The organism is Blautia sp. HCP3S3_B11, assembly GCF_052064435.1.
Taxonomy (GTDB): Bacteria; Bacillota; Clostridia; order Lachnospirales; family Lachnospiraceae; genus Blautia_A.
Map to the genome: position 1 here is coordinate 1 of NZ_JBQHVP010000014.1, position 25,766 is coordinate 25,766.

Annotated in this window: 23 protein-coding genes and 1 pseudogene; 20 read left to right on the plus strand and 4 right to left on the minus strand. The window is 41.4% G+C overall.

The window, feature by feature from the left end:
• From ACTNC0_RS11950 to ACTNC0_RS11960, 3 genes and pseudogenes are all read right to left on the minus strand, one after another.
• Nucleotides 1-416: pseudogene (locus ACTNC0_RS11950) on the minus strand (IS4 family transposase); the annotation flags it as partial.
• A gap of 201 nt (nucleotides 417-617) precedes the next feature.
• On the minus strand, nucleotides 618-818 hold the full coding sequence (locus ACTNC0_RS11955) for a transposase (RefSeq protein ID WP_441087550.1): 201 nt from the start codon (nucleotides 816-818) through the stop codon (nucleotides 618-620).
• The gene (locus tag ACTNC0_RS11960; RefSeq protein ID WP_441087639.1) at nucleotides 815-1,054 is read right to left on the minus strand and encodes a hypothetical protein; all 240 of its coding nucleotides are present in this window, start codon (nucleotides 1,052-1,054) and stop codon (nucleotides 815-817) included. The genes ACTNC0_RS11955 and ACTNC0_RS11960 overlap by 4 nt, the downstream gene beginning before the upstream one ends.
• A 101-nt stretch (nucleotides 1,055-1,155) precedes the next feature.
• Between ACTNC0_RS11960 and ACTNC0_RS11965 the strand changes: the two genes are divergently transcribed.
• The 5 genes from ACTNC0_RS11965 to ACTNC0_RS11985 all read left to right on the plus strand — a co-directional run bounded on the left by ACTNC0_RS11965 (nucleotide 1,156) and on the right by ACTNC0_RS11985 (nucleotide 4,779).
• Complete coding sequence (locus tag ACTNC0_RS11965) at nucleotides 1,156-1,974, plus strand: TrmH family RNA methyltransferase (protein ID WP_441087551.1); 819 nt, start codon at nucleotides 1,156-1,158, stop codon at nucleotides 1,972-1,974.
• A 26-nt stretch (nucleotides 1,975-2,000) separates the two neighbouring features.
• A complete protein-coding gene (locus tag ACTNC0_RS11970) occupies nucleotides 2,001-2,474 on the plus strand; it encodes a YbaK/EbsC family protein (RefSeq protein WP_441087552.1) in 474 nt (157 codons plus the stop codon).
• 38 nt (nucleotides 2,475-2,512) lie between these two features.
• The gene (locus tag ACTNC0_RS11975; protein WP_441087553.1) at nucleotides 2,513-3,004 is read left to right on the plus strand and encodes an N-acetyltransferase family protein; all 492 of its coding nucleotides are present in this window, start codon (nucleotides 2,513-2,515) and stop codon (nucleotides 3,002-3,004) included.
• Nucleotides 3,005-3,136: 132 nt separating this feature from the next.
• Nucleotides 3,137-3,916, plus strand: a complete 780-nt coding sequence (locus ACTNC0_RS11980) for a hypothetical protein (protein ID WP_441087554.1) — start codon at nucleotides 3,137-3,139, stop codon at nucleotides 3,914-3,916.
• A 179-nt stretch (nucleotides 3,917-4,095) separates the two neighbouring features.
• Complete coding sequence (locus ACTNC0_RS11985; protein ID WP_441087555.1) at nucleotides 4,096-4,779, plus strand: TIGR00266 family protein; 684 nt, start codon at nucleotides 4,096-4,098, stop codon at nucleotides 4,777-4,779.
• A 175-nt stretch (nucleotides 4,780-4,954) separates the two neighbouring features.
• Here the strand turns inward: ACTNC0_RS11985 and ACTNC0_RS11990 are convergent, their stop codons facing one another.
• Complete coding sequence (locus ACTNC0_RS11990; RefSeq protein ID WP_441087556.1) at nucleotides 4,955-5,608, minus strand: TetR/AcrR family transcriptional regulator; 654 nt, start codon at nucleotides 5,606-5,608, stop codon at nucleotides 4,955-4,957.
• Between the two features lie 295 nt (nucleotides 5,609-5,903).
• Here ACTNC0_RS11990 and ACTNC0_RS11995 point away from each other — a divergent pair, with 295 nt between their 5' ends.
• The 15 genes from ACTNC0_RS11995 (at nucleotide 5,904) to ACTNC0_RS12065 (ending at nucleotide 25,764) form a co-directional block, all read left to right on the plus strand.
• Entirely contained in the window at nucleotides 5,904-7,991 is a 2,088-nt protein-coding gene (locus ACTNC0_RS11995; RefSeq protein ID WP_441087557.1) for an efflux RND transporter permease subunit, read from the plus strand.
• A gap of 66 nt (nucleotides 7,992-8,057) precedes the next feature.
• Nucleotides 8,058-11,069: a hypothetical protein gene (locus tag ACTNC0_RS12000; RefSeq protein ID WP_441087558.1), complete on the plus strand. Its 3,012-nt coding sequence runs from the start codon at nucleotides 8,058-8,060 to the stop codon at nucleotides 11,067-11,069.
• Between the two features lie 215 nt (nucleotides 11,070-11,284).
• Nucleotides 11,285-12,481 (plus strand): FtsW/RodA/SpoVE family cell cycle protein, encoded by a 1,197-nt coding sequence (locus ACTNC0_RS12005; RefSeq protein WP_441087559.1) that lies wholly within the window; start codon nucleotides 11,285-11,287, stop codon nucleotides 12,479-12,481.
• A gap of 328 nt (nucleotides 12,482-12,809) precedes the next feature.
• Nucleotides 12,810-13,043, plus strand: coding sequence for an acyl carrier protein (gene acpP / locus ACTNC0_RS12010; protein ID WP_117677142.1), 234 nt, complete (start codon nucleotides 12,810-12,812; stop codon nucleotides 13,041-13,043).
• A gap of 215 nt (nucleotides 13,044-13,258) precedes the next feature.
• A complete protein-coding gene (fabD, locus tag ACTNC0_RS12015) occupies nucleotides 13,259-14,179 on the plus strand; it encodes an ACP S-malonyltransferase (RefSeq protein ID WP_441087560.1) in 921 nt (306 codons plus the stop codon).
• Nucleotides 14,180-14,920: a 3-oxoacyl-[acyl-carrier-protein] reductase gene (fabG, locus tag ACTNC0_RS12020; protein WP_441087561.1), complete on the plus strand. Its 741-nt coding sequence runs from the start codon at nucleotides 14,180-14,182 to the stop codon at nucleotides 14,918-14,920. It abuts the gene before it with no gap.
• Between the two features lie 152 nt (nucleotides 14,921-15,072).
• Complete coding sequence (gene fabF / locus ACTNC0_RS12025; RefSeq protein WP_441087562.1) at nucleotides 15,073-16,308, plus strand: beta-ketoacyl-ACP synthase II; 1,236 nt, start codon at nucleotides 15,073-15,075, stop codon at nucleotides 16,306-16,308.
• 4 nt (nucleotides 16,309-16,312) lie between these two features.
• Nucleotides 16,313-16,795, plus strand: coding sequence for an acetyl-CoA carboxylase biotin carboxyl carrier protein (accB, locus tag ACTNC0_RS12030; RefSeq protein ID WP_441087563.1), 483 nt, complete (start codon nucleotides 16,313-16,315; stop codon nucleotides 16,793-16,795).
• Nucleotides 16,796-17,004: 209 nt separating this feature from the next.
• Nucleotides 17,005-17,436, plus strand: a complete 432-nt coding sequence (fabZ, locus tag ACTNC0_RS12035) for a 3-hydroxyacyl-ACP dehydratase FabZ (RefSeq protein ID WP_441087564.1) — start codon at nucleotides 17,005-17,007, stop codon at nucleotides 17,434-17,436.
• Nucleotides 17,437-17,438: 2 nt separating this feature from the next.
• Nucleotides 17,439-18,785, plus strand: coding sequence for an acetyl-CoA carboxylase biotin carboxylase subunit (locus ACTNC0_RS12040; protein WP_441087565.1), 1,347 nt, complete (start codon nucleotides 17,439-17,441; stop codon nucleotides 18,783-18,785).
• Nucleotides 18,786-18,885: 100 nt separating this feature from the next.
• Nucleotides 18,886-20,601 carry an acetyl-CoA carboxylase carboxyltransferase subunit alpha gene (locus ACTNC0_RS12045; RefSeq protein WP_441087566.1) on the plus strand — a complete coding sequence of 572 codons (1,716 nt, stop codon included), beginning with the start codon at nucleotides 18,886-18,888 and terminating at the stop codon, nucleotides 20,599-20,601.
• Between the two features lie 200 nt (nucleotides 20,602-20,801).
• On the plus strand, nucleotides 20,802-22,253 hold the full coding sequence (gene gltX / locus ACTNC0_RS12050; protein WP_441087567.1) for a glutamate--tRNA ligase: 1,452 nt from the start codon (nucleotides 20,802-20,804) through the stop codon (nucleotides 22,251-22,253).
• Between the two features lie 2 nt (nucleotides 22,254-22,255).
• Nucleotides 22,256-24,082, plus strand: a complete 1,827-nt coding sequence (locus tag ACTNC0_RS12055; protein WP_441087568.1) for an ATP-dependent helicase — start codon at nucleotides 22,256-22,258, stop codon at nucleotides 24,080-24,082.
• A complete protein-coding gene (locus tag ACTNC0_RS12060; RefSeq protein ID WP_441087569.1) occupies nucleotides 24,079-24,633 on the plus strand; it encodes a 4'-phosphopantetheinyl transferase family protein in 555 nt (184 codons plus the stop codon). Before ACTNC0_RS12055 ends, ACTNC0_RS12060 begins: the two co-directional genes overlap by 4 nt.
• Before the next feature lie 3 nt (nucleotides 24,634-24,636).
• Nucleotides 24,637-25,764 (plus strand): YncE family protein, encoded by a 1,128-nt coding sequence (locus ACTNC0_RS12065; RefSeq protein WP_441087570.1) that lies wholly within the window; start codon nucleotides 24,637-24,639, stop codon nucleotides 25,762-25,764.
• Nucleotides 25,765-25,766 lie beyond the last annotated feature (2 nt).

The following is a 25,766-nucleotide window of genomic DNA, read 5'->3' on the forward strand; positions in this document are numbered from 1 at the left end:
ACTTTAGAACCCAATTCAGTTTTTTTACAACTGGTACGATTGAAAAGACTGTCATCAATGATGAATACATTCTTACGAGAGGCATCGGTAAGATCCTTGATCCCATTGTTAACGATGTCTGCGGCAAGGAGTGACGTAAAACGAAGCCAGTTTGTCTTAGCAGAATTCAGAAAGCGATAGAAGGTATTTTTAGAGAAATCTTCCTTGAAAGAACCGGTACGCTGCTGCATATACATACTTCTTCCGATGAAGATGTTTCCGAGTTTGTATTTCAGAAGAGAAATGGAAGGAACACCTTTCTCCTTGGTCCCATTACATTGCTTCAGTAACTTTCCAACATGATGCTTTGCAAAAAATTTCTGAATACAATCAAGTAAAGCTACCTCATCCGTATGGTTCTGTGCTAAAATGGACATGGCATAAATCTCCTTTTCTATTTTGGTTTCTGGACAATTCCATTATACCAAAGGATTGTATTTATGCCTTTTTTATTGGCTGAAATATTGGATTTTCAAGGTTCAGCACACCTTATTGGTGTGGGAAGTTTGAGTTAATAAGTACTTTCTGTTTTTGGCCGCAAAAAATCCTTGTTTGGATTTTTACGGCCGCATTTTTTTCTAGGCAGTTTTTCCCTCAAATTTTTTCAGCTTTTCGTATAAAAAACGATGATATTTATTTATATTTCTGCCAATGGCATATAGCATGAATTCTTTATATACCTTATCTGCCGAGCGGTAGTTAAAGCGCCGGAAGTTCTCGTTTTCCTTGATGTCTCCAAAATGTCCTTCTGTCTGAATGGAACGTGTCTGACGTTTCATGATCCCGCGTTCGCTCTGGATATTGGCATGGGATCTTCTTTCATGCGCATAAAAGTCGCGTCCAGATCTGTTTTGGAATAACTGTTTCTGTCTTTTCCCATGATCTCAAAGCATTCTTTATATTCCATCAGTCTTTTTCCGCATTGTTCCAGTTCTTCATGCAGCTGCTGGAGTGCAGATTTTCTTTTCCCCTTTCCGTAAACGAATCCGATCCCTTCGCCGGCGGCGATCATCATGAGATTGTCCTGAAGCTTCCGTATTTCGAGTGAGAAAGGAATTCTTGTGCAAACCCCAAATATGATGTAAGATAAGATTACTCAGTTTGGAGGTTTTTATTATGTGGAATGAAATAAAAGATTTCGCTGCGCCGGAACTGGATGTATATGCCAGAACATCTGAAGTACAGCTTTTAAGATACTATGAACCGGAACCGGGAATTTTCATTGCGGAGAGTCCGAAAGTAATTGAGCGAGCCCTGAAAGCAGGATACCAGCCAATCTCTTTTCTGGTGGAGCATAAAGATCTGGAAGGAGAGGCACAGGAAATCCTGAAACAATATCCGGATGTGCCGGTCTATACTGCGGAATATGAACTGTTGGTCAAGCTGACCGGATTTGCTCTTACTCGCGGAATGCTCTGCGCAATGCGCAGAAATCCACTGCCATCCGTAGAGGAAATCTGCAGAAATGCCAGCCGCATAGCAGTTCTTGAAAATGTTGTAAATCCTACAAATATCGGAGCTATTTTTCGCTCAGCAGCAGCTCTCCATATGGATGCAGTACTTCTGACTGGCGGCTGCAGTGATCCGCTTTACCGTCGTGCAGCCAGAGTAAGTATGGGAACCGTATTCCAGATTCCCTGGACATATTTTGATAAAAAAAATGTATGGCCACAGGATGGAATGCAGATTCTGCAAAATCTGAGATTTAAAACAGCGGCAATGGCTCTGCGTGACGATTCTGTAGGAATTGATGATAAAGCACTCCGGTCAGAAGAAAAACTGGCAGTCATTCTCGGAACAGAAGGTGACGGCCTTGCATCACAGACCATCGCAGACTGCGATTATACAGTAAAGATACCAATGTCCCACGGAGTAGATTCGTTGAATGTAGCTGCGGCAAGTGCAGTGGCATTCTGGGAACTGGGACACAGGTAAGGATATAACTCAGGAGGAAATGGAAAATGTCTTTAGAAAAAGCAGAAAAATATCTGGAAGAGAAAGGCTTTCTTAATCATGTGATCGAACTGGAAGCATCCACTGCTACAGTAACAGAGGCAGCAGCAGCCCTTCAGGTAGAGCCTGGCATGATTGCAAAAACTATGTCCTTTTTGCAGAACGATAAAGCAGTCCTGATCTTAACAGAGGGTACAGCCAGAGTAGATAATCGAAAATATAAAGATACTTTTCATACAAAGGCAAAAATGATTCCATTTGATGAAGTAGAAAACATCATCGGTCACGCTCCGGGAGGGGTATGCCCGTTCGGAATTAATGAAGGAATTGAGGTTTATCTTGACGAAAGTCTGAAACAATTCACCACCGTATATCCGGCTGCCGGCAATGATCACAGTGCAGTAAAGCTCACAATCCCGGAACTGGAACAGGTAGCGGAGGCAAAAGGATGGGTGGATGTGTGTAAAGAAACAGAAAACTGATCGTTCACGGTATGATATAGAAAATGGAGGACAGAAGAATGAGCATTGTAATCAGAGAATATCAGACAAAAGACGTAACAGCAGCTATTACAATATGGAATCAGGTAGTAGAGGATGGTATAGCATTTCCGCAGGAAGAGAACCTGACAGAAGAAACAGGAGATGCTTTTTTCAAAGAACAGACCTATACAGGAATCGCAGTAAATACTGACAATAATGAAATTGTCGGTCTCTATATCTTGCACCCGAACAATGTAGGAAGATGCGGCCATATCTGTAATGCCAGCTATGCGGTAAGAAGAGAAGTCCGTGGTGAACACATCGGCGAGAAACTGGTTCTTGACTGCCTTGCACAGGCAAAGGAAAAAGGCTTTCGTGTTATGCAGTTCAATGCAGTGGTTGCAAATAACACCCATGCATTACATTTATATGAAAGAATCGGTTTTACCAGACTTGGCATAATTCCCCAGGGATTCAGAATGCCGGATGGACATTATGAAGATATTATTCCGCATTATTATGTGCTGTAGAGAATAAAAATATGCCGTAGAAAAATTTTGAAGTCGTTTTCAGGATATGGAAAAGGAACAGTTTATTGAGAGTGTACAGAATTTAACACGAGTTCTGTATACTTTTTTTATTAAAATATGAGAAGAAAAAATTTGCTTAAAGAATTGGGAATACAAAAACAGGTAGATACTTCCTTCAATGCTCTTGATATTGACACAGAGAATGTCAGACAGAGAGTTTATGCAAAACTTGACTTCGCAGATACAGAAAGGAAGCAAACGACTATGAGATCAAAAAAGAAAATATTACCTTTGTTGATAGCTGCAACACTTACAATTGGAGTTACTGCTGTAACGGCAACAGGAAAGATTTCAATGTGGACAGGTTCATCTGCATCACGTGCTGATTATACATCTCTTCCAACGGTAGAACAGGTTACAAAGGATATTGGGTATAGACCGATATTGATTGATACATTTGAGAATGGGTACTGCTTCAAAAAGGGCAATATTATAGAAAACAGTTTTAAGGACGACAATGCAAATGTAATTGAGAAGTTTAAATCTGTGTCCTTTGATTATCAGAAGAATGGAGATGTTGTATCGTTTGAACAGCAGAAATTTAACTCAAAACTTATTCCGTCAGGTGATATTATTGCCACTGTAAATGGAACAAATCTGTATTATGTACATTATATAAATAAATTGGTATCGGATGATTACGAATTGACAGAACAAGATAAAAAAGACCAGGCCAGTGGAAAAGTTATATTCAGTTACGATGACAGCGCTTCTCAGATTGAAGTTAGTCAGATTCAAAGCGTTAACTGGAATAAAGATGGCATCCAGTATGATTTGCTGCAAATAGATGGAAAATTATCTGCCGGTGAACTTGCAGATATGGCGAGAGAGGTTATTAATAACAGAAGATAAAGAAAAAAGATGGTGAATTCAGTCCGGTTCACCATCTTTTTGTAACTGTTGTGGAAATACCTGTATCGCAGCTGATGTATAATATGTTATAATTCATAGAAAAAGATGCAGGCAAGATTATATTTTATTCAGACATCAAAATGTATAATCCACACGGAATGGAAAGGAGCGGTAAATATATGAAATATGAAATTAAAGGTGATACACTCCCAGTTGTAATCTGCTATCTGGACAATGGTGAAAAGGTTGTGACAGAGGGTGGCGGAATGTCCTGGATGTCACCAAATATGAAGATGGAGACAACCTCCAATGGCGGAATCGGAAAGATGTTTGGGCGTATGTTCTCCGGGGAAAAAATGTTCCAGAATATCTATACAGCAGTCGGTGGAAATGGAATGATCGCATTTGCTTCCTGTTTCCCAGGATCTATCCGTGCGTTTGATATCACACCGGGAAATGAGATCATCGCACAGAAATCAGCTTTTCTTGCCAGCGAAGCCAGCGTAGACTGTTCTGTACATTTCAGTAAAAAATTCAGTGCAGGTCTTTTTGGTGGTGAGGGATTTATCATGCAGAAATTTTCCGGAAACGGAATACTGTTTGCCGAGTTTGATGGACATGTTGTAGAATATGAATTAAAAGAAGGTCAGAAGATCGTAGTTGATACCGGACATCTTGCCGCAATGAGTGCCAGCTGTAAGATGGAAATCGTGACAGTTCCGGGAGTAAAGAATATGCTTTTCGGTGGAGAAGGGGTATTTAATACAGAAATTACAGGTCCTGGTCATGTATGGCTTCAGACCATGCCGATCAGTAATGTGGCAGGAGTTCTCAGACAGTATATGCCGTCGAGTAATAACTAAAAAACAAAAAACATTAGTGCGCCGACAAGTTGATTCTTGAAACAATCTTGCAGATGAAGAAATAAAAGTAAAACCTCCGAATATTCAGAGAAAAAATCTGAATATTCGGAGGTTTTTATATTGTGATGTCAGAGTCAAAAGACTCTGAGCTCCTGGATTCACAGTTTTATAGTTATTATGCAGTATGATCAATAGAAGCCACAGGTGGTAAAGTAGCGCATACAGTATTATCCTGGGAAAAGGTTTTCATGATGCCTGAGATTGTCTTATGCAGATATGGACGATATTCTGTCATGGATACTGGCTGCTGATACAGAATACAACTATAACAGGTAGACCCTACCAGTTCAATAATCGTAAATAGAAGCAACTCCGGATTCTTATAATGAAGCCCATTCTGAGCCAGCATATCCAGATATGACTGATAGAAATTGTATTCGTCATCTGGCATCTTCTCTTCAAAAGCACCCTTAAATACACCCCAGGCAAGATTCTTCGAAATAAAAAGCAGAAGAGTGCGGTCCTGATCAAGTGCTGTCAGGATAAAATCTACAATAAAATGTACCTGCTCGTCAAACTGTGTGATATGCGCATCCTGCAAAGCTTCATGTGCGCGGAAAAACAGTTCTCCTGTTTTATGGGAAACGAGCTTATTGCGAATATCATATTTATCTTTAAAATAGAGATAAAAAGTACCCTTGGCTACACCTGCCTGATTTACGATATCTGAAATCGTAGTCTTTGTGAGTCCCTTTGTAGTAAATAACTCAAAAGCGGTGTTAAACAGAGCATCCTTTTTCTTCTTTTTATTTAGCTCCAGTTTTCCCATTACAGTTTTTCCTTCTTTCTTCAAAGAGTTCATACTTTTATTTTAAACAAAAATGACTAAAAGTCAATATTAGATTTTGGATAATGAAAGCAAAAAAATGATAGAACCATAATCGGACAACAGAAAGAAAAACACTGTCTATTTATTTGTTGAAAAAATTTAGACAAATTGTGAAGAATGATTATTGACTACCAGTCATTTTTGGTATATAACATTCCATGAAATAAAAAATGACTGTTGGTCATAGAATGATTAAACAGTATCAATAAGAAATAAAAAGGAAAAGGAGAATGAAATGATTAAGGTAGGAAAGTGGATTGCAAAACACAAAATACTGATCATTATCCTCGGGATTATCTTACTGATTCCGGCATATCTCGGTATGGCTGCAACCAAAATCAATTACGATGTATTAAGTTATCTGCCAGACACCCTTGAGACCGTTGAGGGACAGGATATCATGGTAGACCAGTTTGGAATGGGAGCGTTCTCCATGATAGTTGTGGAGGACATGGAGCTTAAGGACGTAGCTGCTTTAAAAGAAAAGGTTGAAGCAGTTGATCATGTCAAGAAAGTATTATGGTATGACAGTGTTCTGGATGTTTCCGTTCCTGTTGAAATGCTTCCGAAAGATTTAAGAGAGGCATTCTTTAATGGAAATGCGACAATGATGATCGCATTGTTTGACAATACAACATCATCTGAAACTTCCATGGATGCTGTAACAGAGATCCGTAAGATTACTTCAAAGGATTGTTTCGTCAGTGGAATGACAGGTATTGTTACTGATATCAAACAGATCGCACTGAAAGAAATGCCAATCTATGTTGTGATTGCATCCTGTCTTTCTCTGGTAGTCCTGCTTCTTGCAATGGATTCCCTGGTTGTGCCGGTGCTTTTCCTGCTTTGCATAGGTGTAGCAGTTTTATATAACCTCGGAAGTAATATTTTCCTGGGCCAGATTTCCTATATCACACAGGCTCTGACAGCGGTTCTTCAGTTAGGTGTTACAATGGACTATTCTATTTTCCTGCTGAACAGTTATGAGGAAAATAAGAAACGATTTGAAGGGGATAAAGAGAGAGCGATGGCGCATGCCATCAATGCAACTTTCAAATCTGTAATCGGAAGTTCCATTACCACAGTGGCCGGATTTATTGCACTTTGTTTTATGACTTTCTCACTTGGACGAGATATGGGTGTCGTTATGGCAAAAGGTGTTGTGATCGGTGTTTTCTGTTGCGTAACATTGCTTCCGGCATTAGTACTTACTTTTGATAAAGCAATTGAGAAGACAACGCATAAGCCATTACTTCCAAGCTTCGATAAAGCATCTGCATTTATCACAAAGCATTATAAAATATGGCTGATTATTTTTCTGGTAATGCTCTTCCCGGCAATCCATGGAAATAATAATTTAAAGAACTACTATAACATTGATAAGTCACTTCCGGCTACTCTGGACAGTAACGTGGCGAATGCAAAGCTTCAGGAAACTTTTGATATGAACAATGTTCATATGGTCTTATTAAAGAAAGGACTTACATCAAAAGAAAAAACAGAAATGCTCAACCAGATCAAAGATGTTGACGGAGTAAAATGGGCCCTTGGAATGGATTCCTTCGTAGGTGCTGCATTTCCGGATACCATGATTCCGAGTGATTTGAAGAAGATGCTCGAGAGTGATGAATATGAGATGGAGTTCATCAGTTCCCAGTATAAGACAGCGACAGACGAGGTAAATAATCAGATTGATGAGGTTCAGAAGATTGTAAAGAGCTACAGTCCGGAATCTATGGTAATCGGTGAGGCACCTCTGACAAAAGACCTGCAGGATGTTACAGATGTAGACTTAAAGACAGTAAATACAATCTCAATCCTGGCAATCTTTATCATTATTATGGTTGTGTTTAAATCTATTTCACTTCCATTTATCCTGGTTGCAGTTATTGAATTTGCAATTTTCGTCAATATGTCTGTTCCATATTATCAGGGAAAAGAAGTTGTATTCGTAGCAAGTATCGTTATCGGCTGTATCCAGTTGGGCGCAACCGTTGACTATGCGATCCTGATGACCAGCAGATATCAGAAAGAACGTGGACTTGGAAAGAATAAAAAAGAAGCGATTGCCATTGCGCATAAGACATCCATGAAGTCAATTGTAATCAGTGGATGCAGTTTCTTTGCAGCGACCTTTGGTGTTGGTCTTTATACACAGGTCGATATGATCGGAAGTATCACAAACCTGCTTTCACGAGGAGCGGTTATCAGTACGCTGGTTGTATTGTTGATTCTGCCGGCAATGTTTATGATATTTGATCCACTCATCTGCCACACATCTATTGGATTTGCCAAGAAGAAAAACGCAGAAGAGAAGAAATAAAAGATTAAAAGAGAAATAAAAAGAAATTTATTGTAAAGAGACAGAATAAAAAAGGAGTAATCTATTATGAACAGAAACAGAAAGAAAGCAGCTGCAGCAACACTTGCAGCAGGTATGGCTGTAGTTCTTGGAGCAGGTACAGTAATGGCAGCAGCACAGACAGGTGATAACAGCGTTCAGAAGGAAGAAACCGTTTATGTAAATACAACTGCAGATGGAGAAGTAACAGATGTTACCGTATCCGACTGGCTGAAAAACTCAGGAGACAGTTCAGATTCTGAGATCAAGGATACTTCTGATCTGGAAGATATCAAGAATGTAAAAGGTGATGAGACATTTACCCAGAGTGGAAATGATCTGACATGGAGTGCTGAAGGAAAAGATATTTACTATCAGGGTAAAACTGATAAAGAACTTCCGGTTTCCGTAGGAATCAAGTATTATCTGGATGGCGCAGAAGTTTCACCGGATGATCTGGCTGGAAAAACAGGACATCTTAAAATGAAAGTTACCTATACAAACACTTCCAAAACAACCAAGAAAGTGAATGGTAAGAACACAGAGATTTATTCCCCGTTTGTTATGGTAACAGGAATGATTCTTTCTACAGATAATTTTTCTAACGTAACAGTAGATAACGGTAAAGTTATTTCTGATGGAAGCAGAAATATTGTAGTTGGATTTGGTATGCCGGGAATGAAAGACAGTCTGGATATGTCTTCAGATATTGCTGATGAAGTGGATATTCCGGAAGGTTTTACAATGGAAGCAGATGTCACAGACTGCGAGATGAGTTCTGCATTTACTGTAGCATTAACTGATATCTTTAAAGATATCGATCTTAACAATATAGACGGACTTGATGATCTGAAAGATTCCATGAAAGATTTGACAGATGCTGCGGTAAAACTGGTAGATGGAACAAAAGATCTTTATGACGGAACAAATACATTAAATGATAAATACAAAGAATTCTATGATGGAATCGGAACATTAAAATCCGGTGTCAGTGATCTTAATGATGGTGCGAAGGAACTGGATGACGGAGCACAGCAGTTAAGCAACGGAGCACAGACATTAAACACAGGAGCACAGTCTTTAAGCAGCGGTGTTTCTTCTTATACATCTGGTGCAGATACACTTTCAGCCGGAATCAAACAGTATACCGCAGGTGTGGATACACTGGACAGTAAGATGGCAGAATATGAGGCAGGAATGAAGTCTCTTTCTGATGGCGTAAATGCCTATGTTTCCGGTGGTAACCAGCTTGCAAGTGGCGTGCAGAGCTATGTAAACGGAACCGGCACTCTGACAGACGGAATGCAGCAGTACATTGCGGGAGTTAATCAGCTTGCAGGTGGCGTGAGCCAGTATGCAGGTGGAATTAAGAGTCTGGTAGATGGAATCGGACAGATTGTACCGGGAATTGATACTGCAGTTACCGGAATTCAGACAGCAGTAGATAAAATGACTGCTCTTTCTTCCCAGATTGATGCAGACCAGATTGCTAATTTCAGCAAAAACATAACTGATTATACAACAGGAGTTTCTACTTATACTTCTAAAGTACAAGAATATGTTGGAAGTGTAGAACAGCTTGCAGCAGGTCTGGATCAGCTTGAAACTGCACTTAAGAGTATGGGAACTTCTGCAGCTTCAGAGGTACAGACAAGTGCACAGGCAATGTCCGGTCAGTTAAGTGACAGTGCAGATACAATGAACAGCCAGGCAGATGCGATTGAATCCTGGATCAGTGATTCTTCAGAAGCCTCAGTAGATGCTTCTTCAGTAGAGGCAGGAGTTGCAGCTGTCAGCAGCCAGCTGGAAGAGGCAGAATCTGCTTTATATAATATTGATTACAGCAACATGGATGATGAGACAGCAGCCGCAGTAGAGGCAGCTGTTGACGGTGCGTTAGGTTCTATCCAGGCAGCAGCAGACAGCGCATCCAATATTGACACATCCACGATCACAGCTTCCGCACCTGACACATCAGCGCTGCAGACAGCAGCAGACAGCTTAAGAGCATCTGCTGACAGTGCGGCTTCCGCAGCAGATACACAGGAAGCAGCAGTAAACAGCGGCGTTGAACAGCTTCAGCAGCAACTGCAGGCATTAAGCCAGGGAATGCAGACAGTAACGGCAACTGTAGAACAGTTGAATGCAGGTGCAAAACAGCTTACTGCAAATGATGGCACACTGACAGCTTCAGGAAGTCAGCTTTCTGAACTTGGAACACAGATTGCTAACGGCGTAAATGGTATGAGTACATTGTTTGATGGCCTTGGACAGCAGATGCCTGCAATGTTACAGGGAATTGAACAGCTTAAGAGCGGATCTGAACAGCTTACAACAGCAAATAAATCCCTTCAGAGTGGATATGTGAGTCTTGCAAAAGCAAGCACTGAGCAGATGATTTCTGGTGCAGATACACTTCTGAGCTCCGGAAAGACTCTGACAGATGGTATCACACAGCTCCAGGGTAAGAATAATGCAAACGCACAGGCGTTGTTAAAAGGCGCCAAAACACTTAAGAGTGCAAGAAAGAGCTTGACAAGTGGTATGTCGCAGATTAGTTCTGCAACAGGTCAGCTTACAAGTGGTGTGGAAACTCTCGCATCTAACAGCGGAGCTCTGTACAGCGGAGCAGATCAGCTTTCTTCTAACAGTTCTACATTAAACAGCGGGGCATCTCAGCTTGCAACAGGAGCACAGACTCTTGCAACAGGAGCACAGACTCTTGCAACAGGAACAGGAAGCCTTGTTTCAGGAACACAGACACTGCTTGATGGAACAAATGAACTGTCAGACGGAAGTGACCAGCTTAAAGATGGTATCAAAGAACTCAACGATGGGGCAAAGGAATTAAATGATGGTCAGAAGAAGTTCTACAAAGAAGGTATCAAGAAACTGGATGATGCAGTAAATGGAGACCTTCAGGATATCCTTGACAGATTTGAGGCAATTCAGTCTGATGATGTAATGTACACAACATTTACAGACAGATCCAGTGATATGGATGGAAATGTTAAATTTATCTTTGAATCCGATCCGATTGAGATTGATGATGAGAAATAATAGGGAAATATCTTGAAGTTACTGTTTAACCACCACTATCCCGCAAAGTGTATTACTGTAGTAGAACGGAGTGAACAGTAATATCTTGAAAAATGGGGCAGAGGCATAATGCATCTGCCCCATTGCTTATACAGAAAGTTTCTGTTATAATGAAGTACGATTTAGGGGTGATTCCCTATTACAGGAAACAAAAACAGAAAGCGGCAGGTGATTAAATGTCAAATACAAAATCACAGAAGCAGTCTTATACGTCTTCATCAGAAAGAAGCAATACGCGGCGAAAGGCGAAAGCAGATTATTATGATTACAGTCTTGTTGCGGTTATTGTCTTACTGACCTGTTTTGGACTTATCATGCTATATAGTACAAGCTCCTATACGGCAGAAATAAATTATGGAGATGATATGTTCTTCTTCAAAAAACAGGCCATGATCAGTGTTGCGTGTATTATTATGGCGCTTGTTATTTCCAGAATCAATTATCGCATACTTAATCGTTTTGCAGCTGTTTTATATGTAGCAGCATTAGTATTAATGGCATTGGTTAAGACACCTTTGGGACAGTCCTCACATGGTGCGCAGAGATGGCTGAATCTTGGACCGATTCAGTTCCAGCCGGCAGAGATTGCAAAGATTGCGGTTATTGTCTGTCTTCCGTATATGATCGTTCACATGGGAAAGAAAGTACGTACTTTAAAGGGATGTATGGTTCTTGCCGGTGCGGGAGGTTTTCTGGCATTTGCTGCATATTTATTTACAGATAACCTGAGTACGGCGATCATTATTTTCTGTATTACCGCAGGATTGATCTTTGTAGCACATCCGGATATGAAGATTTTTGTGATTATCGCGGCTGTCGGTGTCACATTAATTGTGGTGGGAGTGCTGATTTTGAATGCGACTGCAAGTGTAGATGGAAGCGGAAGTTTCCGTCTGAGACGAATCATGGTGTGGCTGCATCCGGAAGAATATGCGGATACATGGGGATATCAGACAATTCAGGCATTATATGCGATTGGTTCAGGTGGCTTTTTTGGCAGAGGGCTTGGAAATAGTATTCAGAAACTTGGAAGTGTACCTGAGGCACAGAATGATATGATTTTTTCTATTATCTGTGAAGAACTTGGGATTTTCGGTGGACTGATCGTTCTGATGCTGTATGCGTATCTGCTTTATCGATTATTCTTTATTGCGCAGAATGCGCCGGATTTATTTGGATCACTGATGGTCAGCGGAATCTTTATTCATATAGCACTGCAGGTAATTCTGAATATAGCAGTTGTTGTCAATCTGATGCCAAATACAGGTGTTACATTGCCATTTATCAGTTACGGAGGTACGTCGATACTGTTCCTTATGGGCGAGATGGGTCTTGCGCTGAGTGTGGCAAGGCAGATTAAATTTGAAAGTTAATAATATGTATGGTACGTATTCTGACGATAACGATAGTTACAGAATATTGTTTTAAGCATACGTACTGAGAACGGAGTGAACAGTAACACCTACTGTTTACTACGTGCTCAATAATATAAAATAGTGCTTGACAAATAAAAGAGAAGAATATATACTTTGGACATCAAAGTAATTGATGTAGCTGAAACCAAAGTTGTTATATGACGATGATATGGTTAGAAGTAGAGAAGAAAGCGGTTGACCGCTTAAATGAAAGAATGAAGAAACAAGTAATAACCGGAGGCAGAGTATAGGATATTCCGGGCTTGGATTAAAGGAGAAAAGAATTATGTTAGAAAAAATGAGTGAAATGATCGCAGAACAGTTAAATTGTGATGCAGCAGAGATTACTGCTGAGACATCTTTTAAGGATGACCTTGGAGCAGATTCCCTTGATCTGTTTGAACTGGTTATGGCTCTGGAAGATGAATACAATATCGAGATTCCGGCTGAAGACCTTACAGACTTAACAACAGTTGGTGCTGTTATGGATTACCTTAAAGGTAAAGGTGTAGAAGCTTAATTACAGTGATTTATGAATCGTTCCTTGGAGTCAGAAATGACTCCGGGGATAATTTTTTGATATTATAATTTGAATATCAAAATATTTTGAATTAAAATAATTTGAAATAATAAACATAGGAAAGAGAATTTATACTGGTTTAAACGAATCAGGTAACGAAAAGGAATACTTTTATCCACTTGACTATTGAGTAGAAATGAAGAAAGGAAAATGATATGTCCAAAATTGCATTTGTATTTCCAGGACAGGGTGCACAGTACACAGGAATGGCAAAAGATTTTTATGAAAAATTTCCTGTAAGCCGTGAAGTATTTGAAAAAGCTTCGAAAGTCTCGGGGTTGGATATAAAGACGTTGTGCTTTGAGGAAAATGAGAATTTAAATATTACAGAATATACACAGATTGCAATGCTGACAGCAGAAATCGCAATCTTAAGAGCTGTAGAGGAAGCGGGAATCCACTCCCAGGTAAATGCAGGACTAAGCCTTGGAGAATATGGTGCGCTTGCAGCCTCTGGAGTAATGAGAGAAGAGGATGCATTTGCCATAGTGAGAAAAAGAGGAATCCTGATGCAGGAGGCATATCCGACAGGCGGTGCGATGTCAGCAATTCTTGGAATAGATGCAGAACTGATTGAGAAGATTTGCGAAGAGACACCGGGAATCGTATCCATTGCCAATTACAACTGCCCTGGACAGATTGTGATCACAGGAGAGGAAACGGCGGTTTTGACAGCGGGAGAAGCATTAAAAGCAGCCGGCGCAAGACGTGTGATTCCGCTTAAGGTCAGTGGACCGTTTCACTGTGAGCTTCTTAAAGAAGCAGGTAAAAAGCTTGGAGAAGAACTGGAGAAAATAGAAATCCAGACTTTCGCAATTCCGTATGTGACAAACGTGACAGCACAATATGTGACAGAATCAGACCAGATAAAGGATCTGCTGGTAAAACAGGTTTCTTCTTCTGTTCGCTGGCAGCAATGCGTGGAGCAGATGATAAATGATGGTGTGGATACGTTTATTGAGATTGGACCGGGAAAAACTCTGACAGGATTCATCAAGAAGATTAACAGGAATGTGAAAGCATTACACATAGAGAAAATAGAAGACTTGGAAGCAGTAAGAAAGGAGTGCCTGTAAATGCTGGAGAATAAAGTTGCACTTGTCACAGGTGCGGGACGTGGAATCGGGCGTGCGATTGCGATTGCCCTTGCGAAAGAAGGTGCAGAGGTAGTTGTTAATTATAACGGTTCTGAAGAAAGAGCAAAAGAAGTAAAACAGACAATCGAAGAAAATGGCGGAAAAGCTTCTATATATAAATGTAACGTCAGTGATTTTGAGACATGTGAAGCAATGATCAAAGACATTGTGAAAGAGCATGGACGCCTGGATATTCTGGTTAATAATGCAGGAATTACGAAAGACGGATTGATCATGAAAATGAAGGAAGAGGATTTTGATTCTGTATTGAATGTGAATCTGAAAGGTACATTTAATACAATTCGTCACAGTGCCCGCCAGATGTTGAGACAAAAGAGTGGAAAAATCATTAATATTTCTTCAGTTTCCGGAATTCTTGGAAATGCAGGACAGGCAAATTACGCAGCGTCTAAAGCAGGTGTGATCGGTCTGACAAAGACAATGGCAAGAGAACTCGGAAGCCGCGGTATTACAGTAAATGCAATCGCACCGGGATTTGTGGATACAGAGATGACAGGCGTTCTTTCAGAAGAAATCAGGGAAAATGCCTGCAGACAGATTATTCTGGGACGATTTGGAAAACCGGAAGATATCGCGAATGTGGCGGTATTTCTGGCATCAGACAAAGCAGATTATATCACAGGACAGGTCATCAGTGTGGATGGTGGAATGAATGTATAAGTTTTCCCAGAGATATAAAATCGGGAAATACGATGAACTGTAAAGTGAGAATAAGATATTGACAGATAACTAAGACCAAATCCAGGAAACAGGGAGAAAGGGGAATAATCCATTATCCTCAAAGAGGATAAACAGAGATTATATGTAATAAAATGAGAAGAGTTGTAATCACAGGAATGGGAGCAATCACTCCGGTAGGATTGAGTGTAGAAGAATTCTGGAACAGCGTGAAAGAAGGAAAAACAAATTTTGCGGAAGTCACACGTTTTGATTCAAGTAAATACAGAGCACATATGGCAGCAGAAATCAATAACTTCAATGCAAAAGATTATATGGATTTTAAATCGGCAAAGCGTATGGAGCTTTTCAGCCAGTATGCAGTAGCTGCGGCAAAAGAGGCAATTGAGCAGTCCGGATTGGATATGGCGAAAGAAGATCCATTTCGCGTTGGATGCAGCGTTGGAAGTGGTATCGGAAGCATGCAGGTTGTTGAGAAATCCTGCGAAATCCTTAACACGAAGGGACCAGGCAGACTGAATCCACTGATGATTCCGCTTCTGATTTCCAACATGGCATCCGGAAATGTCTCCATTCAGTTTGGGCTTCGCGGAAAGAACATCAATGTTGTGACTGCCTGCGCAACAGGAACCCACAGTATCGGTGAAGCATATCGTACCATCCAGTGTTCTGATGCAGATGTTATGGTTGCAGGCGGAACAGAAGCTGCCATTACACCAACAGGATTTGGCGGTTTCGCAGCACTTACTGCGCTGACATCTTCCACAGATCCTAAAAGATGTTCTATTCCGTTTGATAAAGAAAGAAGCGGCTTTGTCATGGGCGAGGGTGCCGGTGTCGTTGTTCTCGAAGAACTGGAGCACGCAAAAGCACGCGGTGCGAAGATTCTTGGTGAAGTTGTAGGATACGGTGCAACAGGTGATGCATTTCATATCACATCTCCGGCAGAGGACGGTTCCGGAGCTGCCAAAGCTATGGAACTTGCTGTAAAAGAAGCCGGAATTTCCACAGATGACGTATGGTATGTAAACGCTCATGGCACAAGCACACATCATAATGATTTATTTGAAACAATCGCTATTAAGAAAACATTTGGTGAACATGCAAAAGAAATGAAAGTAAATTCCACGAAATCTATTACAGGACACCTTCTCGGAGCAGCCGGTGCTGTAGAAGTGATCACCTGCGTAAAAGAACTTCAGGAAGGCCTGATTCATCAGACAGTTGGTTATCAGGTGCCGGATGAGAAATGTGACCTGGATTATGTAGGAGATGGCCCGGTTAAAATGGACATTAAATATGCATTATCCAACTCTCTTGGATTTGGTGGACATAATGCTTCCTTACTTATTAAGAAATACGAGGACTAAGTAGATGGAATTATCAAATATACTGGAACTCATTCATGCAGTCAGCGATTCTAATCTGACAGAATTTAATTTGCAGGATGGAAACTTAAATATTTCCATGTCAACAGAGAAGACAATCGTACAGCAGATAGCCGCAAGCGCAGATGCAACATCCTTTGCGGCTGGTTATCAGCCAACAGTACAGCCGACTTTACAGGCTGCCGCGCAGAATCAGAAAAATGCAGACAGAGCAGATGATACACAAAAACTCACTGGAAATATAGTGAAATCTCCACTTGTGGGAACCTACTATGCAGCTTCCTCACCGGACAGTGCCCCATTTGTAAAAGTGGGAGATAAAGTAAGTAAAGGGCAGGTTCTGGGTATCGTTGAGGCAATGAAGCTGATGAATGAAATAGAATCAGAATTTGACGGAACAGTTAAAGAAATTCTGGTAGAAAATGAGCAAATGGTAGAGTTCGGACAGCCCATGTTTGTGATAGAATAATGTACTCTTGGAATCTTTTTGTACTTGATCTTATGAGAAGATTTTTTGTCAGATGTGCCCGGATTTTTGAGGCGCACGTTGATAAAATTCGGGTTCATCTGGCGAAAAATCAGACATAAAAGCAAGTGCAATAAAGACTCCGAGAGTACATAATAAAGGAAAGGAGGTATTGCTGCTGTATCAGGAGTAAACAGTAGCAGATAAAGCTCATGAAATTAACAACAAAAGAAATTATGGAAATTATTCCACACAGACATCCGTTCCTTTTAATTGATACGATTGAAGAACTGGTGCCGGGAGTGAAAGCAACAGGAAAGAAATGCGTAACTTATAATGAGCCATATTTTGCAGGTCATTTTCCGCAGGAACCGGTAATGCCGGGAGTACTGATCATTGAGGCACTTGCCCAGACAGGAGCAGTTGCAATTTTAAGCAAACCGGAAAATAAAGGAAAAATCGCATATTTTGCATCTATCAATAATGCGAAATTTAAAAATAAAGTAGTACCCGGAGATACTCTGACTCTGGAAGTAGAGATTATCAAAGAAAAAGGTCCTATGGGAGTCGGCAGAGCAAAAGCCATCAATCAGGACGGCAAGGTAGCAGTAATCGCAGAATTGACCTTTGCAGTAGGAGCATAAAAATGTTTGGAAAAATTTTGATCGCCAATCGTGGAGAGATTGCAGTGCGGATCATCCGCGCCTGTCGTGAAATGGGAATCCGTACGGTTGCTGTTTATTCGGAGGCGGATAAAGATGCCTTACATACTCAGCTTGCAGATGAAGCAGTCTGCATTGGTAAGGCGGCGTCTACAGACAGCTATCTGAATATGGAACGGATTTTAAGTGCTACGATTGCCACAAAGGCAGAAGCGATTCATCCGGGATTTGGTTTTTTGTCAGAGAATAGCCGCTTTGTAGAAATGTGTGAGAAATGTAACGTAGCATTCATTGGTCCGTCCGCAGAAGTAATTTCCAGAATGGGAAATAAATCTGAGGCAAAAAACACCATGCGAAAAGCCAAAGTTCCGGTAGTTACGGGAACAAAAGAGCCGGTTTATACAGTCGCACAGGCACAGGAAGCTGTAAAGGAGATAGGCTTTCCGGTCATGATCAAGGCATCCGCAGGCGGTGGCGGAAAAGGAATGCGAGTGGCAAGAAACGAAAAGGAATTTGGCAAATTATTTGAGACAGCGCAGCAGGAATCGATACATTCTTTCTCTGATAATACGATGTATCTGGAACGATTTGTGGAGAATCCAAGACACGTAGAGGTACAGATTCTTGCCGATAAATACGGAAATGTGATCCATCTTGGAGAACGTGACTGTTCTGTACAACGCCGCCATCAGAAGATGATCGAAGAATCACCGTGTATTGCAATTTCAGATAAACTTCGAAAGAAAATGGGTGAGACAGCCGTTCTTGCCGCAAAAGCCGCAGGCTATGAAAGTGCCGGGACAATCGAATTTCTTTTGGACCAGTCCGGAGAATTCTACTTCATGGAAATGAATACCAGAATCCAGGTAGAACATCCAGTGACAGAATTTGTATCAGGCGTGGATCTGATTAAAGAACAAATCCGTATTGCAGCAGGAGAACCACTAAGTATCAGGCAGAAAGACATAGAAATCCGCGGACATGCCATGGAATGCAGGATTAATGCAGAAGATCCTGCGAGACATTTCATGCCATGCCCGGGTAAGATCACAGGATTACATCTGCCTGGAGGAAATGGGATACGTGTAGACACCGCAGTATACAATGACTATGCAATTCCACCATACTACGATTCCATGATTGCGAAGATCATCGTCTATGACAAAGACCGTCACAATGCTATCCGCAAAATGATCAGTGCACTGGGAGAAGTTGCAATAGAAGGGGTAAAGACGAACGTAGATTTTCTGTATGAACTCCTCAACCAGCCGGATTTCCAGGAAGGAAATATCACCACAGATTTCATACCACAGCATTATCCGGATTTGTGATAAAGATTTTATAGAGAAATTACGGCGCTAAAGCGACCCGCCGCAGGTAGAATTGATTTGAGAAAAGAAGAGAAACGGGTTACATAAAGGAGCAGGATCAATGGCAGACTTAAAAAAATTTTTTAAAAAAACAATTTCGGAAGAACGGCATAAACAGGCCGCATCTGTTTCCGTACCGGAAGGGTTATGGATTAAATGTCCGAAATGCGGAGAAATGGTTTATAAAGAAGACGTAATATCCAATGCCTATGTGTGCCCGAAGTGCGGAGGATATTTTAGAATCAGCGCAAAACGCCGCATTAAGATGATCGCAGACGAGGAAAGCTTTAAAGAATGGTTTACGGGAATTGAAAATAACAATCCCCTGGACTACCCGGACTACCCACAGAAAATAGAAAACCTAAAAGAAAAAACCAGACTGGATGAAGCAATCTTAATCGGGGAAGCCACTATCGGAGGGATCCGGACAGTAATCGGCGCCATGGATACCAGATTTCTAATGGCATCCATGGGCTATGTAGTCGGAGAAAAAATAACCCGCACATTCGAAGAAGCAACAAGACAAAAACTTCCGGTCATTCTTTTCTGCTGCTCTGGCGGCGCCAGAATGCAGGAAGGAATCATCTCCCTGATGCAGATGGCAAAGACATCCGCAGCCATTAAACGCCATTCAAAAGCAGGACTTCTTTACACCTCTGTACTGACAGATCCAACAACCGGAGGCGTCACAGCAAGCTTTGCCATGCTTGGAGACATCGTCCTGGCAGAACCTGGCTCCCTGATCGGATTTGCAGGTCCGAGAGTCATCGAACAGACCATAGGTCAGAAATTGCCAGAAGGCTTCCAACGCCCGGAATTTCTTCTGGACCACGGCTTTCTGGATGGAATCGCAGAACGTGGATCCATGAAAGAGGTACTGTCTTTGATATTAAAAATGCACAGCACCAGAGAACAATACAAAGAATTTCCTAAAGAAACTGTCGCAAGAGCAATTGATACTTTTGGAAAAAAGAAAAAACAAAAGAAACAAAAAAATCTCACTGCCTGGGACAGAGTTAAAATTGCCAGAAGTAATGATCGCCCGTCGGCCGCAGAGTATATTGATACAATCTTCGACGACTTTATGGAATTCCATGGTGACAGAGGTGTTAAAGATGATGCCGCAATCATCGGCGGAATTGCCACGCTCGACGGACAGCCGGTAACAGTAATCGGAATCCGTAAAGGCCACACTACAAAGGAAAACATCAGATGCAACTTCGGAATGCCCTCCCCGGAAGGATACAAAAAAGCTCTTCGCCTGATGAAACAAGCTGAGAAATTTGGCCGGGCAGTTATCACATTCGTAGACACCCCCGGAGCATTCTGCGGACTCGAAGCCGAAGAACGAGGACAAGGAGAAGCCATCGCACGCAATCTCCTGGAAATTTCTGATCTCAAAGTGCCGGTACTCTCTATCGTAATCGGAGAAGGCGGCAGCGGCGGTGCCCTTGCATTGGCCGTAGGAAACGAAGTCTGGATGATGGAAAATGCAACCTACACCATTCTCTCCCCGGAAGGATTTGCATCCATCCTCTGGAAAGACAGCAAAAAAGCCCCCGAAGCCGCAGAAGTTATGAAAGTAACAGCAGCACACCTGAAAGAACTAGGAATCATTGAACGAATCATCCCCGAAGAACACCCCGCTAGCAAAGAAACCCTTCCGGAAATCACAGAATACATGAAAATCCGCATGAAACAATTCCTTATAAACCACTCCGGAAAAACCGTAGAGCAGATCGCGCAGGAAAGGTATGAAAGATTTCGCAGAATGTGAGAACTAACGTTATGTTATACAGCCAATATCCAGCAAGAGAATCCCATGCGTCCTCTTTCTAAAACAAATTAAAAAAATTCCCATATCCTGTCTTGAAATAAAAAAGCCTCTGACGTATAATAAACCCGAAAGTAGAAAGGCGCTGCTTTTAAGCAGGGCCTTTTTTTACAGATTGACTAAAAATTCAGGAGTGAAAAGTTATGGCTAAGATCAGAACAAGATTTGCACCAAGCCCTACAGGCAGAATGCATGTTGGAAATTTAAGAACAGCATTATATGCATACCTCATTACAAAACATGAAGGCGGAGATTTTATTCTCCGTATTGAAGATACAGACCAGGAACGTTACGTAGAAGGCGCTGTAGACATTATCTACCGTACACTCGCCAAAACAGGACTGGTTCATGACGAAGGTCCGGATAAAGACAAAGGATTCGGTCCGTATGTACAGAGTGAACGTCAGGCACAGGGAATCTATCTGAAATATGCACAGCAGTTAGTAGAACAGGGAGATGCTTACTACTGCTTCTGTCAGAAAGAAGAACTGGAAGGCATGAAACGAGTTGTTGCAGGCAAAGAAATTTCTATCTATGACAAACGCTGCCTCAGACTTCCCAAAGAAGAAGTACAGCGCCGTCTGGATGCCGGAGAACCACATGTTATCCGTTTCAACATGCCGACAGAAGGAACAACAACCTTCCATGATGCAATCTATGGAGATATCACAGTAAATAACGAAGAACTTGAAGATTTGATTCTTATCAAATCTGACGGATATCCGACTTACAACTTCGCAAATGTTATTGATGACCATTTAATGGAGATCACTCACGTAGTAAGAGGTAACGAATATCTTTCCTCAGCTCCGAAATACAACCGTATTTATGAAGCATTCGGATGGGATATCCCGGTTTATGTACATTGTCCTCTGATCACAGATGAGACACATCAGAAACTTTCTAAACGTTGCGGACATTCCTCATATGAAGATCTGCTGGATCAGGGATTTGTTTCAGAAGCAATTATCAACTATGTTGCACTTCTTGGATGGAGTCCGGCTGACAACAGAGAAATCTTTACACTGGATGAACTGGTTCAGGCATTTGATTATCATCATATCAACAAATCACCGGCAGTCTTTGACATTGCAAAACTTCGCTGGATGAATGGTGAGTATATTAAGAAAATGGATCCGGACGAATTCTATGAGAAAGCTCTTCCATACATGAAAGAGGTTCTGAAGAAAGATTATAACTTTAAGAAGATCGCCGGAATGGTTCAGACAAGAATCGAGACATTCCCTGATATCCCGGCTCTGATCGATTTCTTTGAGAAAGTACCGGAATATGATTCTGCTATGTACTGCCACAAGAAAATGAAAACAAACGAAGAGACCTCTCTTACAGTATTAAAAGAAGTACTTCCGGTTCTTGAAGAGCAGGAAGATTACATGAATGATCCGTTATATGAGACATTAAGCGGCTTTGTCAAAGAGCACGGTTATAAGAACGGATATGTAATGTGGCCTTTACGTACTGCTGTTTCAGGTAAGCAGATGACACCTGCCGGTGCAACAGAGATTATGGAGATCATCGGTAAAGATGAGACGATCAGACGAGTAAAGGCGGCTATTGAGAAATTAAGCAAATAAATATGAAGAGAAATCCATCTCAGCTTCGGGCTATCGCTCACCTGTCGGGACCTATGATGGTTCTGGCAGGTCCTGGATCGGGGAAAACATCCGTTATTGTGGAGAGAACTGCATACATGATCAATGAGGGGAAGATACCGGCTTCTTCTATTTTGGTTGTAACTTTTTCCAGAGCAGCGGCGACAGAGATGAAAGAACGATTTTTGAAATTCGTGGGACAAGACAGAAGTGAAGTGACTTTTGGAACATTCCACGGAGTTTTTTATGGGATTTTAAAGGTGGCATATCATCTGAGTGCGGCTAATATTCTTTCTGAGGAAGAGAAGTATAGTATTCTGAGGGAAATGACTGAGAGATATGGACAGGAAATGGCACAGGAAGGAGATTTTCTTGAGGAGATTGCCAAAGAAATCAGTGTTATAAAGGGAAATTGTATTTCTCCGGAGCACTATTATGCTTCCTGCTGTTCAGATGAGATTTTCAGGGATATTTATCGAGGATATAAGCAGACGCTGAAAGCAAAACGTAAACTGGATTTTGATGATATGATATTGTGTTGCTATGAACTTTTTTCCCAGAGGCCAGATATTCTGAATGCATGGAGACGAAAGTTTGTCTATATCCTGGTGGATGAGTTTCAGGATATTAACAGCTTACAGTATAAGATTTTGCAGATGCTGGCTGCCCCTGCCAATAATTTATTTATTGTGGGGGATGATGATCAGTCTATCTATCATTTTCGGGGAGCGAGACCGGAGATCATGTTGAATTTTACAAAGGATTATCCGAAAGCGGAGACTGTTCTTCTGGATGTAAATTACAGATGCAGTAAGAATATTTTACATACAGCGATGGAAGTGATTTCATGCAATACGAAACGATTTAAAAAGCAGCTTACTACACCGAATGAAGAAGGAATGCCAGTCACCTGCAGAGAATTTGATAATCCCAGAGAAGAGTATATGTGTGTGGTAGCGGCTTTGAAAAAGAGGCTGGAGCGTGGTGAGAATCTGGAAAATACAGCGATTCTGCTCCGTACCAATCAGGAGTCAGAAGGGCTGATTAATGCACTGATGGAGTATCAGGTTCCATTTACCATGAAAGAGCAGCTGCCCAATCTTTTCCACCACTGGATCTGCCGCAGTATTCTGGCTTATCTTGAGATGTCGGCAGGTGACAGAAGCCGGAAGAATTTTCTGGAAGTGATGAACAGGCCTAATCGATATATTTCAAGGGAAGCTTTGAAGAATACACAGATTAATTTTGAGCAGTTACGGGAATATTATAAAGATAAAGACTGGATGTGCGACAGAATTACTACATTGGAGACTCATCTTAAGATTCTTGGCACACTTTCCCCTTTTGCCGCAATTAATTTTATCCGAAAAGGAATGGGATTCGAAGAATACTTGCGCGAATATGCACAGTATCGTAAAATAAAACCAGAGGAACTGCTTGAAACTCTGGACAGGATTCATGAAAGTACAAAAGGGATGAAAAACCTTGCACAGTGGCAGGTATACATAGAGGAATATACAAAGAGACTGAATGAACAGGCGAGAAAGCAACAGGATCACAGAGAGGGAGTGACCATATCCACCCTTCATGCTGTGAAAGGCCTGGAATATGATATCGTGTATATCCTGAATGTCAATGAGGGAAGTATTCCTTACCGTAAGGCAGTTCTTGCAGAAGCAGTGGAAGAAGAACGAAGATTGTTTTATGTAGGTATGACGAGAGCAAAGAAGAAACTTGTACTTTCCTATGTGAGACACCAGTATGAGAAGGAACGGGAGCCATCTCGGTTCCTTGAGGAGACAGGCCTATGAATAAAGGAGTAATTTATTATACGAAGATACGGGAAGAATATGTGGGTGCACATATGGAACACATGATCGCGGAGAAGCTTTTGGAGACTGCGCTCAGAAAGGAATATAATATCAATCTGAGTTATGAGCCGAGAGCGGAAGGCGAACATGGGAAGCCTTTCCTATCTTATCGTCCGTCTTTACATTATAATATCAGTCATTCGGGAGAATATGTGGTATGTATTCTGGCTGACCAGGAAGTTGGAATTGATGTACAGATTCATCGTAAGGTCAATTATGAGAGGATGCTTAAGCGCATGGTACCGGAAGATGAGTATAATGAGATTCTGGCAAGCGCGGATATGCAAGAGCGTTTTTTCGAACAGTGGGTATTACGGGAAGCTTATATTAAATGGACCGGTGAAGGGCTTTCCAGGGACTTAAGGACAATATCAATGAATGAAGGCAGCAGTATGCTCCTTGACATGGAAGATGGTTACAGTGGAGCCGTATGGGCAATGAATCCCATGGAAATCTGCTGGAAGTTTGAAGATATCATACTACTTGGGTAAGACATGAATAAACAGACGAAGAAAGAAATCCGAAGACTGGCAGTGAAGGTGCTGATGGTTGTATTTGCACTTGGACTGGCTTTCTGGGGATATGCTTTCGTATACAGAGGTAAGACAGAGCCTCCTGCAAAATATCTTGTAACGAATCAGGATGCAGCAGTGTATTCACTGCGGGGACAGATTCAGATGCTGTCACAGCAGGAGGAATTGAACAGATTTGCTTTTGATGGCAGAAAAAAAGAAAAGGAGTACGGAACTTATATCATTCCGGGGCTGAAATATACCAGAACGTTTCTGAATGCACAAGGTACGAAGCAGGCAGTATGTACATCCATGACCCCGCAGGGCCTTGCGGTAACGGATGAGTATGTACTTGTAAGCGCATACTGTCATACGGCAAAACACAACTCCGTTATATATGTGATAAACAAAGAAACTCACAGATTTATCAAAGAAGTCGTGCTGCCTGGTCTGCCTCATGTAGGGGGACTTGCATATGACCCGGATCATGATATGTTGTGGTACTCTTCAAATACGAATGGGATTGCGCAGGCAGTCAGTATAAAGATGGATGTTCTGAGAGAGTATAATTATGCAGACAACCATATGCCTGTGCAGGTAAACCAGACATGCAGTCTTTACGGAATCGTGAGAGATTCCTTTATGACCTTTTATAAGGGATGCCTGTATGTTGGCTGTTTTAACAAATATACAGAAAGTATGATTGCAAGATATGCGGTAGATGAGCAGGGAGACCTGGTGAATACTTTTGACGAGAAATTAGGTATGATGTTTGAGATGGCAGTTCCTCTGGATTATTCTACGATATCAGAACAGGCACAGGGGATGGCTTTTTATAACGATAAATTGCTGCTGTCCCATTCTTTTGGAATTTTACCGTCTCGAATTGTTTTCTACGAGCAGTCAGATAAGAGACTGTATGTAAATGAAAATTCCGCCAGATCATACAGAATGCCTGAGATGATCGAGCAGATCGTAGTAGATGGAGATGAACTCTATGTACTTTTTGAATCAGGTGCCTATGCGTACAGAGGATATACTGGCAATGTGGTAGACCGTGTGCTGAAACTGGATCTTACTAAAATGGAAGACTCCTATCAGGAAGAGTAATA

Coding starts and splice junctions, on each gene's coding strand:
- ACTNC0_RS11990 (WP_441087556.1), bottom strand. CDS start 5,608: ATGGGAAAACTGGAGCTAAATAAAAAGAAGAAAAAGGATGCTCTGTTT.
- ACTNC0_RS12055 (WP_441087568.1), top strand. CDS start 22,256: ATGAAGAGAAATCCATCTCAGCTTCGGGCTATCGCTCACCTGTCGGGA.
- ACTNC0_RS12060 (WP_441087569.1), top strand. CDS start 24,079: ATGAATAAAGGAGTAATTTATTATACGAAGATACGGGAAGAATATGTG.
- fabG (WP_441087561.1), top strand. CDS start 14,180: ATGCTGGAGAATAAAGTTGCACTTGTCACAGGTGCGGGACGTGGAATC.
- ACTNC0_RS12065 (WP_441087570.1), top strand. CDS start 24,637: ATGAATAAACAGACGAAGAAAGAAATCCGAAGACTGGCAGTGAAGGTG.
- ACTNC0_RS11960 (WP_441087639.1), bottom strand. CDS start 1,054: ATGATGATCGCCGCCGGCGAAGGGATCGGATTCGTTTACGGAAAGGGG.
- ACTNC0_RS11995 (WP_441087557.1), top strand. CDS start 5,904: ATGATTAAGGTAGGAAAGTGGATTGCAAAACACAAAATACTGATCATT.
- fabD (WP_441087560.1), top strand. CDS start 13,259: ATGTCCAAAATTGCATTTGTATTTCCAGGACAGGGTGCACAGTACACA.
- ACTNC0_RS11985 (WP_441087555.1), top strand. CDS start 4,096: ATGAAATATGAAATTAAAGGTGATACACTCCCAGTTGTAATCTGCTAT.
- ACTNC0_RS11955 (WP_441087550.1), bottom strand. CDS start 818: ATGAAACGTCAGACACGTTCCATTCAGACAGAAGGACATTTTGGAGAC.
- ACTNC0_RS11965 (WP_441087551.1), top strand. CDS start 1,156: ATGTGGAATGAAATAAAAGATTTCGCTGCGCCGGAACTGGATGTATAT.
- ACTNC0_RS12005 (WP_441087559.1), top strand. CDS start 11,285: ATGTCAAATACAAAATCACAGAAGCAGTCTTATACGTCTTCATCAGAA.
- ACTNC0_RS11970 (WP_441087552.1), top strand. CDS start 2,001: ATGTCTTTAGAAAAAGCAGAAAAATATCTGGAAGAGAAAGGCTTTCTT.
- ACTNC0_RS12040 (WP_441087565.1), top strand. CDS start 17,439: ATGTTTGGAAAAATTTTGATCGCCAATCGTGGAGAGATTGCAGTGCGG.
- accB (WP_441087563.1), top strand. CDS start 16,313: ATGGAATTATCAAATATACTGGAACTCATTCATGCAGTCAGCGATTCT.
- acpP (WP_117677142.1), top strand. CDS start 12,810: ATGTTAGAAAAAATGAGTGAAATGATCGCAGAACAGTTAAATTGTGAT.
- ACTNC0_RS11975 (WP_441087553.1), top strand. CDS start 2,513: ATGAGCATTGTAATCAGAGAATATCAGACAAAAGACGTAACAGCAGCT.
- gltX (WP_441087567.1), top strand. CDS start 20,802: ATGGCTAAGATCAGAACAAGATTTGCACCAAGCCCTACAGGCAGAATG.
- fabF (WP_441087562.1), top strand. CDS start 15,073: ATGAGAAGAGTTGTAATCACAGGAATGGGAGCAATCACTCCGGTAGGA.
- ACTNC0_RS12045 (WP_441087566.1), top strand. CDS start 18,886: ATGGCAGACTTAAAAAAATTTTTTAAAAAAACAATTTCGGAAGAACGG.
- fabZ (WP_441087564.1), top strand. CDS start 17,005: ATGAAATTAACAACAAAAGAAATTATGGAAATTATTCCACACAGACAT.
- ACTNC0_RS12000 (WP_441087558.1), top strand. CDS start 8,058: ATGAACAGAAACAGAAAGAAAGCAGCTGCAGCAACACTTGCAGCAGGT.